The 18152-nt window shown below is 66.4% G+C and carries 15 protein-coding genes; 1 reads left to right on the forward strand and 14 read right to left on the reverse strand.

Annotated elements, in window-relative coordinates:
• Positions 1 to 49: 49 nt before the first annotated feature.
• The 14 genes from KGQ91_RS15390 to KGQ91_RS15455 form a co-directional block, all read right to left on the reverse strand.
• The gene (locus KGQ91_RS15390; RefSeq protein ID WP_224421457.1) at positions 50 to 913 is read right to left on the reverse strand and encodes an amidohydrolase family protein; all 864 of its coding nucleotides are present in this window, start codon (positions 911 to 913) and stop codon (positions 50 to 52) included.
• 2 nt (positions 914 to 915) lie between these two features.
• Entirely contained in the window at positions 916 to 2052 is a 1137-nt protein-coding gene (locus KGQ91_RS15395; RefSeq protein WP_224421458.1) for a mandelate racemase/muconate lactonizing enzyme family protein, read from the reverse strand.
• A gap of 31 nt (positions 2053 to 2083) precedes the next feature.
• Positions 2084 to 3364 (reverse strand): TRAP transporter large permease, encoded by a 1281-nt coding sequence (locus KGQ91_RS15400; RefSeq protein ID WP_163648472.1) that lies wholly within the window; start codon positions 3362 to 3364, stop codon positions 2084 to 2086.
• Between the two features lie 4 nt (positions 3365 to 3368).
• Positions 3369 to 3905, reverse strand: coding sequence for a TRAP transporter small permease (locus tag KGQ91_RS15405; RefSeq protein ID WP_163648471.1), 537 nt, complete (start codon positions 3903 to 3905; stop codon positions 3369 to 3371).
• A 66-nt stretch (positions 3906 to 3971) separates the two neighbouring features.
• A complete protein-coding gene (locus KGQ91_RS15410; RefSeq protein ID WP_163648470.1) occupies positions 3972 to 4976 on the reverse strand; it encodes a TRAP transporter substrate-binding protein in 1005 nt (334 codons plus the stop codon).
• Positions 4977 to 5007: 31 nt separating this feature from the next.
• Positions 5008 to 5925, reverse strand: a complete 918-nt coding sequence (gene kdgD / locus KGQ91_RS15415) for a 5-dehydro-4-deoxyglucarate dehydratase (RefSeq protein ID WP_163648469.1) — start codon at positions 5923 to 5925, stop codon at positions 5008 to 5010.
• A gap of 294 nt (positions 5926 to 6219) precedes the next feature.
• Positions 6220 to 6702 (reverse strand): phosphohistidine phosphatase SixA, encoded by a 483-nt coding sequence (gene sixA / locus KGQ91_RS15420; protein WP_163648570.1) that lies wholly within the window; start codon positions 6700 to 6702, stop codon positions 6220 to 6222.
• Positions 6702 to 7766: an NAD(P)H-dependent glycerol-3-phosphate dehydrogenase gene (locus KGQ91_RS15425; protein WP_163648468.1), complete on the reverse strand. Its 1065-nt coding sequence runs from the start codon at positions 7764 to 7766 to the stop codon at positions 6702 to 6704. The genes sixA and KGQ91_RS15425 overlap by 1 nt, the downstream gene beginning before the upstream one ends.
• A gap of 82 nt (positions 7767 to 7848) precedes the next feature.
• Positions 7849 to 9291, reverse strand: coding sequence for an NAD(P)(+) transhydrogenase (Re/Si-specific) subunit beta (locus KGQ91_RS15430; protein WP_224414443.1), 1443 nt, complete (start codon positions 9289 to 9291; stop codon positions 7849 to 7851).
• A gap of 19 nt (positions 9292 to 9310) precedes the next feature.
• Complete coding sequence (locus tag KGQ91_RS15435) at positions 9311 to 10882, reverse strand: Re/Si-specific NAD(P)(+) transhydrogenase subunit alpha (protein WP_163648466.1); 1572 nt, start codon at positions 10880 to 10882, stop codon at positions 9311 to 9313.
• 484 nt (positions 10883 to 11366) lie between these two features.
• A complete protein-coding gene (locus tag KGQ91_RS15440) occupies positions 11367 to 11963 on the reverse strand; it encodes an isochorismatase family protein (RefSeq protein WP_163648465.1) in 597 nt (198 codons plus the stop codon).
• Between the two features lie 107 nt (positions 11964 to 12070).
• On the reverse strand, positions 12071 to 13540 hold the full coding sequence (locus KGQ91_RS15445; protein WP_224421459.1) for a protein adenylyltransferase SelO: 1470 nt from the start codon (positions 13538 to 13540) through the stop codon (positions 12071 to 12073).
• Between the two features lie 140 nt (positions 13541 to 13680).
• Positions 13681 to 15579, reverse strand: coding sequence for a molecular chaperone HtpG (htpG, locus tag KGQ91_RS15450; protein ID WP_224421460.1), 1899 nt, complete (start codon positions 15577 to 15579; stop codon positions 13681 to 13683).
• A gap of 135 nt (positions 15580 to 15714) precedes the next feature.
• Complete coding sequence (locus tag KGQ91_RS15455; RefSeq protein WP_163648462.1) at positions 15715 to 16044, reverse strand: YkvA family protein; 330 nt, start codon at positions 16042 to 16044, stop codon at positions 15715 to 15717.
• Between the two features lie 101 nt (positions 16045 to 16145).
• Here KGQ91_RS15455 and KGQ91_RS15460 point away from each other — a divergent pair, with 101 nt between their 5' ends.
• Positions 16146 to 18089: a transglycosylase SLT domain-containing protein gene (locus KGQ91_RS15460; protein ID WP_224421461.1), complete on the forward strand. Its 1944-nt coding sequence runs from the start codon at positions 16146 to 16148 to the stop codon at positions 18087 to 18089.
• The last annotated feature ends 63 nt before the right edge of the window (positions 18090 to 18152 follow it).

Below are 18152 nucleotides of genomic sequence, written 5' to 3' on the forward strand. Positions count from 1 at the left end.
CTCCTTGCAACTCGGTCAGGAAAGCGGCCGGTACCCACCGACCGACGGATCATTCGAAGCCGTACAGGGCCGCCGGATTGTCGACCAGGATCCGCTGCCGAGCCTCGGCATCGGCCCAGTCCAGCAGTATGTCCAGCTGTTCGGCATCATCGGGATACTCGGCGCGGGGTACTCCGACATGCGGCCAGTTGCTGCCCCAGATCACCCGCTCCGGCGCGTGGCGAATGATCCGGCGGGCAATGGCGCCCACATCCGCGTAGTCGGGCCCGCCGGTGACGCTCGCCTCGTAGCCGCCGCAGATCTTGAACCAGGCGTTGCCGCGATCCAGCAGCCGAACGATGGCGTCGACGCGGTAGTCGTCGGCGGGTACCGGTGGCATGAACTTGCCGATGTGATCGATGATGTAGTCGCCCTCGAGACGCTCGAGGCCGTCCCGGTAGGTATCCAGGTGACGGCCGTTGAACTGCACCATCAGGTGCCAGCCGAAGGGCCGGATACGCCGCTCGACGGCGGGCATGTCGGCATGGGTGACGGCGCCGCCGGGCAGGTTCATGACCCGCGCTCCGCGCACTCCCCGGTCGTGCCAGTCACGCAGCTGGGTCGACGGAGTCTCGGGCGTGACCGCCGCCACGCCGCGAGCCGTCTCGCCCAGCCGGTCGAGCGAGGCCAGCAGGGCACCGTTGTCCTGCTGATAGGCATTGGACTGGGTCACCACCACCCGCTCGAGTCCCAGGCGCTGCTGGACACGCCGGTAGTCCTCGACGGTGCCCAGCTCGGCGATGGCGGGCCCGCCGGGCCGGGAGGGAAAGCCCGGCGGATAGAGGTGAATGTGGCAGTCGGTCGCCCCGGCCGGCGCCGTCAGCCGGGGTGGCGGCCCGTCCAGGGGCCGGGTATTGGCGGGAATCGCGATCACCGTCAGGCCTCCTTCAGCGCGTGCCGGCGCAGCGCATCGTGGTTGATCTCGATGCCCAGCCCCGGGCCGTCGGGGATCGTGACCACGCCCTCGACATGCTCGAGGGGCGAGGTCACCACCGCCTGACGGAAGGGGTTGCGGGTGCGATCGAACTCGAGAATCGGCTCGATAGGCCGGCGCCGCGGCGGGTTGGGCGGCAGCGCCGCCAGGAACTGGAGGCCCGCGGCGATGGCCACCGCCGTTCCCCAGACATGCGGCACCAGCCGCACGCCGTGCATGGCGGCCATGTCGACGACACGCCGGCTCTCGGAAAACCCGCCGACGCCACAGACATCCGGCTGGATGATATCGACCGCCCGTGATGCCAGCGGCTCCTGCATGGCATAGCGGCCATGCCAGTTCTCGCCGCTGGCCACCGGGACCGGCTGCCCCTGGCGCACGGCACGATAGGTATCGATCTGCTCGGGCAGCACCGGCTCCTCGAACCAGTCGACGCCGAGCTCGGCCGCCCGTCGCCCCACCTCCAGCGCCTCGAGCAGGTCGTAGCCGTGATTGGCGTCGATCATCAGACGGCACTCGGGACCGATCGCCTCGCGGGCGGCGGCGATGACCGCCATGTCTTCCTCGACGCCGAAACCGATCTTGATCTTGACGCCGTGAAAGCCTTCCCGGACGTAGCCGGCGACCTCCTCGGCGACGTCCTGCACCCGGTCGACGCCGTCGCGGCGAAACGAGCCGGTGGCGTAGGCCCGCACGCGGTCACGAAAGCGTCCGCCCAGCAGCTCCGAGACCGACGCGCCGTAGTGCTTGCCCTTGATGTCCCACAGGGCGATGTCGATGCCGCTCAGCGCGGTCATCGTCACGCCGCGCTGCCCCTGGTCGCGCAGCCGGTTGTAGAGTTCGAGCCAGCGCTTCTCGGTCTCCAGCGGGTTGCTGCCGATCAGACCGGCCGCGTAGGCCCGGACGATCACGGCGTTGATCGTCGCCGGGCCCAGGCACTCGCCCCAGTCGACGGTTCCATCCTCGCAGACGATCTCGACGAGACAGTGCTGGCGCCGCTCGAAGCGCATCGAGGCGCTCTCGAAGGCCTGATCGAGCTTGTAGTCGAGAATATGCGTATTTACGGCGGCAATTTTCATGGCACTCGAATTCCTGGTCATGAGTTGTCGGTCAGCCCAGCATGCCGGGTAGCGTCAGGGAGATCGCCGGGATATAGGTCACCAGCATCAGCACGGCGAACAGCGCCAGATAGAACGGCCAGATCGTCTTGACCGCATGCTCGATCTTGACCTTGCCGATCACGCTGCCGACGAACAGGCAAGAGCCGACCGGCGGCGTGCACAGCCCCAGCCCCAGGTTGATCATCATGATGATCCCGAACTGGATGGGGTCCATGCCGAACTGCTCGGCGACCGGCAGGAAGATCGGCGTGCAGATCAGGATCAGCGCCGCCATGTCCATGATCATGCCCAGCCCCAGCAGCAGCAGGTTGAGCAGCAGCAGGATCACGTAGGGATTGTCGGAGATCTTCAGCAGTGCATCACTGAGCAACTCGGGCACGCTGTACAGCGCTAGCAGATAGGAAAACGCCGAGGCACAGCCCACCAGGATCATCACCAGCGACGTCGTGCGCACCGACTGATAGACCGCCTGCTTGAACGGTTCCCAGCGCAGTTCCCGGTAGACCAGGCCGGTAATCACGATGGCGTAGATCGCCCCGAAGGCCCCGGACTCGGTCACCGTGAGAATGCCCGAGAGCACGCCGCCGACGATGATCACGGCGGTGAGCAGGCCCGGCAGCGCCGCCGCGAAGCTGATGATCAGCGCCCGCCAGCCCGGGAACGCTTCCCCGGCATACCCCCGCTTGACCGCCACCACGTAGGCCGCCACCGCCAGGGCCAGGCACATCAGCACCCCCGGCACGATGCCCGCGATGAACAGCTTGGTCACCGAGATGCCACCCCCGGCCGCCACCGCATAGAGAATCATGTTGTGGCTGGGCGGGATCACCACGCCGGCGATGGACGAGGTGACCGTCACGTTGACCGCATAATCCCCGTCATAGCCTTTTTCCTTCATGACCGGGATCAGGATCGAGCCCAGCGCCGAGGTATCGGCGACCGCCGAGCCGGAAATGCCGCCGAACAGCATCGAGGAGGTGACGTTGACCAGGCCGAGCCCGCCGCGGACTCGCCCCACCGCGGCCGATGCCAGGCGCACCAGGCGCGTGGAGATGCCGCCATGCAGCATCAGCTCCCCGGCGAAGATGAAGAAGGGAATCGCCAGCAGCGAGAAGACCGAGATTCCCGAAAGAATGCGCTGAAAGCCGACGAACAGGGGCAGCCCTTCATGGATGAAGGTGACGACCGCCGCCAGCCCCACGGCAAAGGCCACCGGCGCACCGACGATCAACCCCAGAAAGAACACGCCGAAAAGAATCATCAGGCCCATGATGTCACTTCCTCCCGTGCTGCATGAGACGCTGGACGATACTGGTGCCGGAAAAAAGCACCATCAGGGCCCCGCAGATCGCCAGCGGTGCCGCACGCCAGCTCTCGGACAGGCCGATCATGGGGATCGGGCGTCCGATGTTGTCCATGACCAGGATCCCGCCCTGCCAGGCCATGAAACCACCGAAGCTGATCACGAAGAGATCCGCGACATAGCGCATGATGTCACGCGGCAACGCCGGCAGTCCTTCACGGACGAAATCGATGCTCAGGTGGGTATTCTTGCGCACCCCGGCGGCCGCCCCCAGGCAGGTGACATAGACGACGATCAACAGCGAGGACTGCTCCACCCATGTCGGCGTGTCGTTGAGAACGTAGCGGCCGAAAACCAGCCAGCCGAAGGTAATGATCAAGAAAACCAGCAGCACGCCCGAGACGATGATGCACAGGTGGGCGATGCCATCCAGGAGATTGTCGAATGCTGATTGTGGCGCAGACGATGCCTCGCTCTGGTCACTCAATTGGTCGGAGTAGGAGCTCACGATATCCAATCCTCTCAAGGCACCCCGAGTCAGGTCGTGCCCGGGGCGCTTCGTGGGACTAACAGATCATTTCTGTGCAGCTTGAATGTCCGTCACCAGCGATTCCAGATCCGGATTCTGCTTGATGAATTCGTCGTAGATCGGCTGCATCCTGGCCTGGAACGCCGACTTGTCATTCACCTTGTTGATCGTCACGCCGGAATCGAGCACCTTCTGCTTGCTCTTCTCGACACGTTTCTGCCACAGCTGGCGCTGCTCCTTGGCGGCATTCTCGGCAGCCTCACGCACCATCTTCTGGTCTTCGGCAGACAGATCCTCCCAGCTTGACTTGGCGATACACAGACACTCGGGCAGGATCAGGTGCTCGGTCAGCGAGTAGTACTTCGCCACCTCATAGTGACCACTGGACTCGTACGACGGGTAGTTGTTCTCGGCACCGTCGATGACCCCGGTCTTGAGCGCCTGGTAGACGTCGCCATAGGGCATGGGCGTGGCATTCCCGCCGAGCTCGTCGATCATCTGAACGTACAGGTCGTTGTTCATGACGCGGACCTTGAGCCCCTTGGCGTCATCGGGCGTCTTCACCGGGTGATCGGTGTTGTAGAGGCTGCGAGCCCCGGAGCCGAACCAGGACAACGCGATCAGGTTCTTCTTGGCCAGGGCATCGGCGAAGCGGTCGCCTATCTCGCCGTCCATGATCCGATACATGTCGTCCGGACTCTTGAAGATGAACGGCAGCGAGAGCACGTTGGTGGCATTCACGATCGGGCCCATCGGCCCCATGTTGAAGTTGGCGAAGTCCAGGGCGCCGTTGCGAGTCTGCTCGATGGCATCGGGCTGATCACCGAGCACCGCATTGTTGTAGACCTTGGGCTCGATGCGGCCATCGGTCTTCTTGGCGACCTCCTTGGCGAAGTCCTCCAGTGCGATGCTGTTGGGGTAGCCCGGCGGATGGATGTTCCAGCCGCGCCATTGTTCCGCCTGAGCCGGCGAGGCCATCAGCACCATCGCGCCACCCAGCGCGGCGAGAGAAAGCGTGCCCTTCATCTTGAGATTGTTGTTGATCGGCATGACATGACTCCTGTGGCAAAGGAAATTGTCGTTATAGCTGCCTGGCGATACGCACCAGGTTCTCGAGTTGCTTGCATTCATCCTCGTTCGGCATCACCAGAGGCGCGCGCACGCTGCCGGCGGATCGGCCGATAATGGTAGCCCCCTCCTTGATGAGACTGACCGCATAGCCCTTCCGGCGGTCACGCAGGTTGATGAATGGAATGAAGAAGTCGTTGGTGATTCGCTTCACCGTGGCGGAATCGCCCTGGCGCAATGCCCGATAGAACGTGACCGCCAGCTCCGGCACGAAGTTGAACACCGCCGAGGAGTAGGTGTTCACCCCGATCGACAGGTAGGCCTCGGCGAATATCTCGGCAGTCGGTACGCCACCGACATAGACCAGCCGATCGCCCACCGTCTTGACGATCTGGTTGAGCAGCTGCATGTCGCCCTTGCCATCCTTCAGCCCGACCAGGTTCGGGCAGGCATCGGCCAGTTGCTGCACCGCCTCGGCCTCGAGCACGCCATTGCCGCGGTTGTAGTAGATGACGTTGATCGAGGTCGAATCGCAGATGTTGCGCGCGTACTCCACCAGGCCATCCTGCGGGCATTCGGTCAGGTACGGTGGCATCAGCAGGATACCGTCCGCCCCGGCCTCTTCCGCCGCCCTTGCATAAGCCTTGCCGGCGCCGACACTGAGACCGGCACTGGCGATGACCGGCAGCTTGCCGCCCACCGTTTCCACGGCGACGGTGACGACTGCGCGGAACTCGTCGAGCGTCAGGTTGAAGAATTCCCCCGTGCCACCGGCGACGAACACCGCCGACACCTCATGACTGACGAACCATTCCAGCCGCTGACGGTAGCTGTCGCGATCGAAACGCCCCTGCTCGTCGAAATCCGTCACGGGAAAGGAAAGCAGGCCATCACCGACTGCCTGAATGACTGCGTCTCTGGAAAAATTCACGAATTGCCCCTCTTGCCCGACTCGTTGAAGGCGGCACGCTGCAACAGGCCGCCTACTTGTCATACATCATACAGCTGCAAATCTAGAAGCCGGCCGGCTGTATGACAACGTCGACCATGGTCGATGCGACGAAGGGGCAACTCGAGTGGAGAAAGTGCCGCCATGCTGCATGGCAGCCAGCAAGCCAAGGGCAAGGCGCTTACAAGGAGCGGAATTGTGAGCACGGCAAGAGAACCCGGGACACGCCCAGGCACAGGACACTGCCTCGAAGCGTCGCCGACGGACGCAAGACCGTCAGTCGAAATCGGCCGGGTGACGAAACGCCCGGAGTTCGGCACAACCGGCCGCCCAGACCTCGGCTTCCAGGGCGGCGATGGCCGCGGTGGGCATCGGCAGCGAGCTGCGCCGGTCGCCCTCCACCAGGCGGCCGGTCAGCGCACCGACCAGCGGCATGTGGCTGACCAGCAGGACCGGCGTCTCGTCGGCGGCCTGCTGCAGCCAGTCGATGACCGGCTCGACCGGGTCATCGGGGGTGATGAACTCGAGCGTCTCCCCCGCCACGCCGAGCCGCTCGGCGACGATGGCGGCGGTCTGCCGGGCACGCCGGTAGGGGCTGGCGACGAGTCGCAGCGACCGACGCTGCGGCTCGCTCAGCGAGCCGGCCAGCCAGTCGGCCATGCGCGCCGCCTCGGCACGCCCCTCGGCGGTCAGCTCGCGGGCGGCGTCCGGGTGGCCCGGCGCGGCCTGACCGTGGCGCATGATCCACAGCATCGACATCACGGCCCCTCCTCCTGTTCGCGCTTGGCCTTCACCACCGACTCCCGCGACAGCGTGAACTCGACATCGCTGCTCTGCTCGTTGCGCATCAGCAGGCGCGCCATGTCGCGCGCCGGCACCTGATTGAACAGCACCTGATAGAGCCCTTCGCACAGCGGCATGTAGATCCCCTCGGCGCGGGCCTTGTCACGCACCAGACTGACGGTGTTGACCCCCTCGGCCACCTGGCCCAGTGCGGCGACCGCCTCGTCCAGCGACCGCCCTTCCCCCAGCGCGAAGCCGACGCGGTAGTTGCGTGACAGCTTCGAGGAGCAGGTGACGATCAGGTCGCCGACCCCGGCCAGCCCCAGAAAGGTCATGGGATTGGCTCCCAGTGCGACGGCGAAGCGGCTCATCTCGGCCAGCGCGCGGGTCATCAGCATGCTGCGCGTGTTCTCGCCCATGCCCAGGGCGGCGGCCATGCCGGCGGCGATGGCGTAGATGTTCTTGAGCGCCCCGCCCAGCTCCACCCCGTAGCGGTCGTTGCTGGCATAGACGCGGAAGTAGTCGCAGCCCAGCGCCGTCTGCACCCGGGCCCGCGTCAGCGCGTCGTCGCTGGCCACCACCGTCGCCGTCAGCTGCCGGTCGGCGATCTCGGACGCCAGGTTGGGGCCGGAGAGCACGCCGACATGGGCAAAACCGGTCTCCTCCTCGAGGATCTGGCTCATCAGCTTGAAGCCGTCGGCCTGGATGCCCTTGGTGGTGCTGACCAGGATCTGCTCGGGCCGCAGCCAGGGGCGTGCCTGGCGGACGACCTGCAGGAAGGCCTTGGAGGGAATGGCCACGAAGACCAGCTCCGCGCCGTCGAGCACGGCGGCCAGGTCGGTGTCGGCCACCACGTTCGGGTTGATGGCGAAATCCGGCAGATAGCGCGTATTGCGATGCTCGCGGTTGATGGTGGACACCAGCTCGGCATCACGCAGCCACTGCCGGACTCGGGCACCGTTGTCGGCGGCGATGCTGGCCAACGCCGTGCCGAAACTGCCACCGCCGAGTACCGCCACCTTCGGGCTATCGTCGCTCATCCTCGCTTCCTAGCTGCCACGTTGAGTGACCCCCAGTGTAACGAAAAACGCCCCCTGGCGGGGGCGTCACGTCGGCGGGAGGCTAGTCGATCAACGGTACGAGGCTGTCGATGCTGGACCGGGCGTCGCCATAGAGCATGCGGGTGTTCTCCTTGTAGAACAGCGGGTTCTCGATGCCGGAGTAGCCCGTGCCCTGGCCGCGCTTGCAGACGAAGACCTGCTTGGACTCCCAGACCCGCAGCACCGGCATGCCGGCGATCGGGCTGTTGGGATCCTCCTGGGCGGCCGGATTGACGATGTCGTTGGAGCCGATGACGATCACCACGTCGGTCTCGGCGAAGTCGTCGTTGATCTCGTCCATCTCCATGACGATATCGTAGGGCACCCGGGCCTCGGCGAGCAGCACGTTCATGTGTCCCGGCAGGCGCCCGGCGACCGGGTGGATGCCGAAGCGAACCTCCTTGCCGGCACTGCGCAGCTTGCGGGTAAGCTCGCTGACCGCGTTCTGAGCCTGGGCCACCGCCATGCCGTAGCCCGGCACGATGATCACGCTGTCGGCGTCGTTGAGCGCGCTGGCCACGCCGCCCACGTCGATCGACACCATCTCGCCCTCGATTTCCGCGGCCGGCCCCTGGGTACCGCCGAAGCCACCGAGAATCACGCTGACGAAGTTGCGATTCATCGCCTTGCACATGATGTAGGAGAGGATCGCGCCGGAGGAGCCCACCAGCGCGCCGGTGACGATCAGCAGGTCATTGGAGAGCGTGAAGCCGATCGCCGCCGCCGCCCAGCCGGAGTAGCTGTTGAGCATCGACACCACTACCGGCATGTCGGCGCCGCCGATGCCCATGATCAGGTGATAGCCGATGAAGAAGGCCAGCAGCGCGATCAGCAGCAGCGTCCAGAAGCCGCCCCCGTTGAGGTAGACGATCGCCAGCAGCAGCGACACCAGCGCCGCTCCACCGTTGAGCCAGTGCCCGCCCGGCAGCTTGTGCGGCTTGCTGTTGATCTTGCCGGCCAGCTTGCCGAAGGCCACCACCGAGCCGGTGAAGGTCACCGCGCCGATGAAGATGCCCAGCACGGCTTCCACCTGCAGGAAGGCCAGCTCCGCCGACGTCTTGTGGGCCAGCAGGGCGGCGAAGGCGGACAACCGCTCGGCGCCCTGGTCGGCGAGCTGCATGGCCAGCACCCGGCGCCGCTCGAGGTCGGCGTTGAAGCCGACGAAGACCGCGGCCAGGCCGACGAAGCTGTGCAGCGCCGCCACCAGCTGGGGCATTTCGGTCATCTCGACCTTGCGGGCCAGGTAGGCACCGATCAGCGCCCCGATCAGCATCATCGGCAGCATCCACCAGTAGCCGCCGATGCCCGGCCCCAGGGCCGTGAAGACGACCCCGATCGCCATGCCGACGATGCCGTACCACACCGCCCGCTTGGCCTTCTCCTGGTTGCTCAACCCCCCCAGCGAGAGGATGAACAGTACACTCGCCGCGATCGCCGCGGCAGACACGAATTCTTGTCCCATCATGATCTCGTTTCTCCGCCGCTCAGGATTTCTGGAACATCGCCAGCATGCGGCGCGTCACCAGGAAGCCGCCCACGATGTTGATGCTCGCGATCAGCACCGAGATGCCGGCCAGCAGGCCGACCAGGATACTGCTCGAGCCGATCTGCAGGATCGCCCCCAGGATGATGATGCCGGAGATGGCGTTGGTGACCGCCATCAGCGGGGTGTGCAGCGAATGACTGACGTTCCAGATCACCTGGAAGCCGACGAAGCACGACAGGGCGAAGACGATGAAGTGCTGCATGAAGGACGCCGGCGCTACCAGCCCCAGCAGCCACATCACCACCCCGCCGACGACGAGCATCGTCACCTGACGCTTGGTCTGGGCGAGGAAGGCGGCATGCTCGGCGGCCTTCTTCTCCTCGGGCGTCGGCTCCTTGACCCTGGGCTTGGGCTTGGCGGCGCCGATCGCCTTGACCTTGGGCGGCGGCGGCGGAAAGGTGATCTCGCCCTGATGGGTCACGGTGGTGCCACGAATCACGTCATCCTCCATGTCATGCTGGAGCACCCCGTCCTTGTCGGGCGTCAGGTCAGTCAGCATGTGACGGATGTTGGTGGCATAGAGCAGCGAGGCCTGGGTGGCCATCCGCGACGGGAAGTCGGTGTAGCCGACGACAACCACCCCGTTGTCGGTGACGATGCGCTGGTCGGGGACGGTGAGATCGCAGTTGCCGCCCTTCTCGGCCGCCAGGTCGATGATCACCGAGCCGGGCTTCATCGCCTGGACCATGTCCTCGAGCCACAGCTTGGGCGCCGGCTTGCCCGGGATCAGCGCGGTGGTGATGACGATGTCCACCTCGGCGGCCTGCTCGCGGAACAGCGCCAGCTGCTTTTCGCGGAACTCGGGGCTGGAAGGCTTGGCGTAACCGCCGCTCTCGGCGCCGTCCTGGCTCTCGTCGAAGTCGAGGAACAGGAACTCGGCGCCCATGGACTCGATCTGCTCGGCCACCTCGGGGCGCACGTCGAAGGCACGCACCACCGCTCCCAGGCTGGTCGCCGTACCGATGGCGGCGAGCCCCGCCACCCCGGCGCCGACCACCAGCACCTTGGCCGGCGGCACCTTGCCCGCCGCCGTCACCTGGCCGGTGAAGAAGCGGCCGAACTGGTTGCCCGCCTCGATCACCGCCCGGTAGCCGGCGATGTTGGCGGTGGACGACAGGACATCCATCTTCTGGGCCCGCGAGATGCGCGGCACCATGTCCATGGCCACGACCGTGGCGCCGCTGGCCTTGCAGCGCTCGAGCATGGCCTCGTTCTGGGCCGGCCAGAAGAACGAGATCAGCGTCTGGTCATTGCGCAGCCATCCGGCCTCGTCCTCGGTCGGTTCGCGCACCTTGATGACCACATCCGCCGCTTGCCACAGCGCCTCGGCCCCTTCCACGACCTCGACGCCCGCCTTGCGATAGGCCGCGTCATCGAAACCGGCGGCCACACCGGCCCCGGCCTCGATGAGGCACTCGTGACCCAGCTTCTGGATGTGCTGGGCGCTTTCGGGCGTCAGCGCGACACGCGCCTCGCCCGGCCTGACTTCTTTGGGTGCACCGACTTTCATGATGCGCTTCCCTCCCCTTGACGATAGTGAGCACGCCGGCGTGTCCCGCTCGAACAGCCGCGCCAGGACGAGCCCGTGACACGACGGCGACGCTTGCCGTTCGGCCGCTCGTTCATCGTGGCCGATCCCTTGCCGGATTCCTGGCGTGTTTGTCAGAACGCGTCGCCATAATTACTCGCCACGACACGGCACCAACTCGAAAAAAATGCGCATGTCGCAGCGGCTTTTTTCCAGTCTTTTGGCAAACGCCGGAAAGATCAATATCTATGTCAAAAAAATCCATCATAATCATGGATTTATGACATCCATAACGCGCCCGTTATGCATTGCACAATAAACAAGCTGTTGATTTGACTGAAAAATCTGGAAATCCCATACCTCGACTTATTCTTATGAACGGCATAAGTCATCCTTTATTGACGCAATCGTCTTATTCTCGAATCGCGCACTCGACGCGCCGGCATCATGAAAACCCGCCGCGGACTCAGTAACCGCGAAGGACCTCGTCGACACTCATTTCATCGACGCCTTCCGCGACCATCAGCGCCATTCCCAGGTCATGAACCATCCCGGATTGCCAGGTGTGACCACCACGATCGATCAGGTCGAAGTCGGCACAGGCGTCCTCCACGGCCGTCACGGAGAAACTCAGGCTGGTGGCGTGACACGCCGTGGCACCGACGCTCCTGGCCGTCGCCACGCCGGCGAGCATCAGCCGCGAGACGCCGCGGCGATGCAGCCAGGTTTCCAGCCCCGTGCCCACGAAGCCGCTTTCGGCATGGCGGGCCAGGACGCGTTCGCCCGGGAGGGGGTCGGCACACGACAGCGGATGCTCGAGGCGGGAAGAGGGCACGCCGTCATCGCACGTCGGGGAAAAGCGGTGCAGATGCACGACGAGTCCATCGCCTCGGCGCCAGCAGGCCAGCAGGGCGGCGACCCGAGCCTCGAGATCGGGATTGCTGCGCTGCCGTGCTCGAGCGCAGCCATCCATCGTCTGCTGCAGGTCGATCAGCAGCAGGGCCGTGCCGCTATCGCGCGCATCGGTGGAACGCTGGAGCAGGGAACGGGACGAGACGGGCATGGCAGAATTCCTGTCGGGCGACATGGCGTCCACACAGCATAGGCGCCCCACCCGTGTTATGCGCGCTCTCGATCCGGCCGCCCGGTCCGGCCCGCTCGGGCTTCACGTCACGAGGAGCAGGACAGGACCACAGGGGGCGCGTCGCGCGGGGGCGGGCTCGTCCAGTCCTCCGCGCCGTCCTCATGGGGCACGAAGGGCACGGCCAGGCGCTCGCGCAGGCGCCGGAGCGGCCCCGGGTCGCCGGCCTCGGCCGCGGCGATGACCTGCTGAAGCGGCCGGTGGCGCAGGATGTAGCAGGGATTCACGGCATCCATGGCACGCTGGCGCGTCTCGGCACTGCGCGACTCCTCCTCGAGACGCGTCCGGTAGGCCTCGAGCCAGGCAACCAGCGCAGGGTCATCGGCGGGAATCTCCAGATGCGCCGCCAGCTGCCGGCGCGACTCGTCATCCCCCCGGTAGGCCCCCAGGGCACGAAACGCCGAGTGGAAGTCGGCCTCATGGCGAGCCAGCAGCGACAGCCAGTCGGCCGCCAGGGTGGCGTCGTCATCCCGGGATTCGGCCAGCCCCAGCCGCGCGCGCATCCGCCGCGCATAGGCCGCCTCCAGCGCCGGCTCGAAGTCATCGAGCCGGTCACGCAGGCGCCCGGCATCGACCAGCGGCGTCAGCGACTGGGCCAGCACCATCAGGTTCCACAGTGCCACCCCCGGCTGGCGATCGTAGGCATAGCGCCCCTCGGCGTCGGTGTGATTGGGCGTCCAGCCGGGCCTGAAGCGCTCCTGGAAGGCATAGGGCCCATAGTCCAGGGTCAGGCCGAGCAGCGACATGTTGTCGGTGTTCATCACCCCGTGCACGAAGCCGTAGGCCTGCCAGGCGGCGATCGTCTCGGCGGTGCGTGCGATGACATCGGCGAACAGCGCCTCGATCGGGTTCTCGGCCTCGGCCAGCGCCGGGCGATGGCGCTCGATCACCTGCTGCAGCAGCCGGCGCATGCCCTCGACATCCCGCTGCTGGTAGAGCCATTCGACATGCCCGAAGCGGGCATGGCTGGGCGCCAGGCGCAGCAGGGTGGCGCCCGGCTCGACCCGCTCGCGCATGACTCGCTCGCCGTTGACCGCCACGGCCAGCGCGGTGGTGGTGGGAATGCCCAGCGCCTGCATCGCCTCGCCGGCCAGATACTCGCGGATCGACGAGCGCAGCACCGCCCGCCCGTCGCCGAAGCGCGAGAACGGCGTCTGTCCGGCCCCCTTGAGGTGCAGGTCGACCGGCCCCTGCCGGGTCATCGCCTCGCCCAGCAGCAGCCCGCGCCCGTCGCCCAGCGCCGGATTGTAGGTACCGAACTGGTGGCCGGTGTACTTCTGGGCGATCGGGCGCATGCCCGGCAGCAGCTCGCGCCCGGCCATCAGGGCGGCCAGGCGCTGCGGCTCGATCGACGCCGGCTCGAGATCGAGCTGGGCGGCCCCCAGCGGGCTGAGGTCGAGCACATGGGTGTCGCGCCAGGCGGTGGGCGCCACCTCGCGGTAGAACGCCTCGGGCAGGCGCGCCCAGCTATTGTCGAAGCGCAGGTCATCAAGGCTCATGGCGGTCACCTCGGTCGGCGAGCATTCACATCCACTCTAATCATCGGACCCGGGCGGGTAAAACCGGCGAGGGCACCGAAAACGACGAACCCGCCCGCCGTGACCGGCGAGCGGGTTTCGGGTGCGGCGTTTCGTGATCGTCAGGCGGTCAACAGGCTGTTGAGGCGCTTGACGTAGGCCGCCGGGTCATCGAGGTGGCCGCCCTCGGCGATGATCGCCTGATCCAGCAGGATGTGCGCCAGGTCGGCGAAACCCTCGCCCTCGGTACCTTCCAGTCGGCTGACCAGCGAGTGCTCGGGGTTGAGCTCGAGGATCGGCTTGACCTCGGGCATCGGCTGGCCGGCGGCCTCCATGATGCGGCGCATCTGGAAGCCCATCTCGTGCTCGGAGAGCACCACGCAGGCCGGCGAATCGGTCAGGCGATGGGTCACGCGGACCTCCTGGACGCTGTCGCCCAGCGCCTCCTTGACACGCTTGACCAGCTCCTCCTTGGCCTTGGCGGTTTCCTCCTGGGCCTGCTTCTCCTCCTCGCCCTCGATCTCGCCGAGGTCCAGATCGCCCTTGGCGACATCGGCGAAGGCCTTGCCGTCGTACTCGGTGAGGTGGCTCATCAGCCACTCGTCGATGCGGTCGTGGAGCAGCAGCACCTCGACGCCCTTCTTGCGGAAGATCTCCAGGTGCGGGCTGTTCTTGGCCGCGTTGAAGCCATCGGCGACGATGTAGTAGATCTTCTGCTGGCCTTCCTTCATGCGCGACACATAGTCGGCCAGCGACTGGTCCTGCACCGCGGTGTCGGTGTGCGTGGTCGAGAAGCGCAGCAGCTCGCTGATCTTGTCGCGGTTGGCGAAGTCCTCCGCCGGGCCTTCCTTGAGCACGCTGCCGAAGGTGTTCCAGAACGTCTGGTAGGCATCCTTGTCCTTGGCCAGCTTCTTGAGCATGTCCAGCGCACGCTTGGTCAGCGCCGACTTCATCTTGTCGACCTGCGGGTCCTTCTGCAGCAGTTCGCGCGAGACGTTGAGCGACAGGTCCTTGGTGTCGACGATGCCCTTGACGAAACGCAGGTACAGCGGCAGGAACTGCTCGGCGTCATCCATGATGAACACCCGCTGCACGTAGAGGCGCACACCGCGGGCGCCGTCACGTTCGTAGAGGTCGAACGGCGCGCGTTCGGGCACGTAGAGCAGGCTGGTGTACTCGAGCTTGCCCTCGACCTTGTTGTGGCTCCAGGTCAGCGGATCGCTGAAGTCGTGGGCGATGTGCTTGTAGAAGGCCTTGTATTCGTCGTCGGTGACCTCGCTCTTGGGCCGCACCCACAGCGCCTGGGCCTCGTTGACGGTCTCCCAGGTGGTGACCTCGCTGCCCTCGATCTCGTTGCCGTCGTCGTCCTTGGCGGTCTCGGTCCTGGGCATGCGCACCGGCACGTCGATGTGGTCCGAGTACTTGCGCACCAGGTTGCGCAGCCGGAAGTCGTCGGCGAATTCTCCGGCATCCTCCTTGAGGTGCAGGACGATCTCGGTGCCGCGCTCGGGCTTGTCGATATCGGCGACGGTGAACTCGCCCTCGCCCTTCGAACGCCATTCGACGCCGCCATCGCTGCCGGCACGCCGCGTGCGCACGGTGACCTCGTCGGCGACGATGAAGGCGGAATAGAAGCCCACCCCGAACTGGCCGATCAGCTTGGCATCCTTCTGCTGCTCGCCGGAGAGCTGCTTGAGGAACTCGGCGGTGCCGCTCTTGGCGATGGTGCCGAGATTGGCGACGACATCGTCGCGGGTCATGCCGATGCCGTTGTCGCGCACCGTCACCGTCTTGTTGTCGGCGTCGTGCTCGATCTCGATGCGCAGGTCGCTGTCGCCCTCGTAGAGCGCGTCGTTGTTCAGCGCCGCATAGCGCAGCTTGTCCGTGGCGTCGGCCGCGTTGGAAATCAGCTCGCGCAGGAAGATCTCCCGGTTGGAATACAGGGAGTGGATCATCAGATGGAGCAGCTGCTTGACTTCGGTCTGGAAGCCGAGCGTTTCTTCATGGGTGGCGGTGGTCATGGATTCAGGCCCCTCATGATGTGTAGAACGTGACACCGCCGATATGGGGCTAGTCCGAGCGTTTTCAAGCACCTGAATCAAAACCATGAGCTACTGGCCTGACCGGTGGACGCCGACGAACCGAGTCCGTGCCGTTCAGCGCGCCGCGGGCGGCCCCTCTCCCTTCCAGCGCCGGTAATCGGCCAGCGCCGCGTCGACACGGGTCAGCAGCCAGCCGACGATCACCATGTCGTCGACCAGACCGATCACCAGCAGCACGTCGGGAATCAGGTCCAGCGGCGAGATCAGATAGGCCGCCGCCAGTGCCATCCAGCCGAACGCCGGCCAGGGCACCGGGCGATAGCGGCCGCTCAGCACATCCGCGCACATCGGCACGAACAGGCGCATGGCCCGGGCGATGGCCGTCAGGGCCCGGCGGCGCTTCTTGAGGGTGGCGGCGAGGCCGCCGGCCTTGAAAAGGGCCATGATCGCTCCTGTCGTAACCCGACGACACTACTCAAGGCCGTCGCTATGGGCGAGGATGAGACAGATCGCAACCGATAGGCAAGCCCGAGGAGGAGCCGGCGATGCCCCTTCGAATCCCCCGTCATGGACTCGCGCTGCTCAGTGCCCTGCTGCTCAGCCTGCCGGCCGTGGCCGACGAGGCCGGTGACCAGGCCCTGCGCGAGGCGCTGGACGCCGCCCGCGCCCACCAGTGGAGCCGCATCGACGACACGGCCATCGACCACCATGTGCTGGCCGGCTACATCGCGTATCACCGCCTGCGCGACCGGCTGCCCGACGTGCCGCCGGCCGAGGTCAAGGCCTTCATCGACCGGCACGCCGATTCGCCGCTGTCGAGCTGGCTGCGCGGCGTCGCCGAAGTCGCCTACGGCAAGGCCGGCCGTCTCGACGACCTGCTGGCGGTGAGCGATGGCGAGCCGCGCGGGGTGATTCGTCGCTGCTACTACTACACGGCGCTGCTCGACAAGGCACCGGGCAGGGCGGCCGAGGGCGGGCGAAAACTGTGGCTGACCGGCCACTCCCAGCCCGGCGAGTGCGACACCCTGTTCGACACCCTGCGCCAGCGCGGCGAGATCGCCGGCCCCCAGATCTGGCAGCGCCTGCTGCTGGCCTGGGAGAATGGCGAGACCGGGCTCATGCACTACCTCGACGGCCTGCTGCCTGCCGGCTGGGGCGATGCCAAAAGCGCGCTGGCGCGGCTGCGCAAGGATTACGCGGCGATTACCCGGGTACCGCGCGACGTGGGGCCGAAGGGTGCCAGTGGCCCGCTGTTCGCCGCCGCCATGCACCAGTTCACGCGGGCCGACACCGAGGCGGCGCTGGAAGCCTGGCGCAAGATCGCCCCGCACCTGGACCTCGATGCCCGGCAGCGCCAGACGATCGAGCGCGACCTGGCCTTCTACTCGATGGTCCGCGAGGTCGACAACAATCGCGGCTGGGTCGACCAGGTCCTGCCCGACCTCGGCGACAGTGACCTGCTGGAACTGCGGGTGCGCCGGGCACTGGCCGACCGTGACTGGCAGGGGGTCATCGACTGGGTCCATGCCATGCCCGACGACCCGCGTCAGGATGCCCGCTGGCAGTACTGGCTGGGCCGCGCCCTGGCCGAGCTCGGCGATGCGAAGACCGCCCGCAAGGCCTACGCCGCCGCGGCCGGGCAGCGCAGCTTCTACGGCTTCGCCGCCGCCGATCGGCTCGGCCAGCCCTACGACCTCAACCTGCAGCGGGCGACGTTCAACGAGGCCTATCGTCGGCAGGTCGCCGACTGGCCGGTCATCCGGCGTGTCGAGGCGCTGATGCGCATCGGCGAGCCGGGGCTGGCGCGCAGCGAATGGTATTTCGCCGCACGCCGCGCCGACACCGACAGGGCCAACGCCATGGCCGACTACGCCATGCAGCAGGGCTGGTACGCCCTGGCGGTACAGACCACCATCCTCGCCCGTGAGTGGGATGCGCTGGCCTGGCGCTTTCCGCTGGCCTACCGCGACGCCTTCCAGCACTGGGGGCAGCGCCTCGACGTCGACCCCTACCTGCTGATGGGCATCGCCCGCCGCGAGAGCGCCTTCAACCCGCAGGCGCAGTCGGCGGTCGGCGCACGCGGCCTGATGCAGCTGATGCCCGCCACCGCGCGCCACGTCAGTGCGCGCGAAGAGCTGGACGCCCCGGATGCCGGGGAGCTGTTCGATCCGGCGGTCAACATCCGCCTGGGCAGCCACTACGTGCGCGAGATGCTGGACCGCTACCGCGGCAACCGGCTGGCCGCCGTGGCCGCCTACAATGCCGGGCCCAGCCGGGTCGACCGCTGGCTGCGCGACGCCCCGCAGGACTTCGACCTGTTCGTCGAGAGCATTCCCTATCACGAGACCCGCGCCTATGTGCAGGCGGTGCTCACCTACCGGGTGATCTTCGCCAGCCTCGCCCGGGGGGGCGACACCAGCCAGGTCGCGCTGCTGGCCGACGGCGAGCGCCAGTCACGCTACGATGCCTCGCTGCTCGCCAGCAACTGAGCCTCTCCAGGCGCCTTGCCACAAAAACAACGGGGGCGGCCTTCCGGCCGCCCCCGTGTATTT

Source organism: Modicisalibacter tunisiensis (genome assembly GCF_020148005.1).
In the GTDB taxonomy this organism is placed as follows: domain Bacteria; phylum Pseudomonadota; class Gammaproteobacteria; order Pseudomonadales; family Halomonadaceae; genus Modicisalibacter; species Modicisalibacter tunisiensis.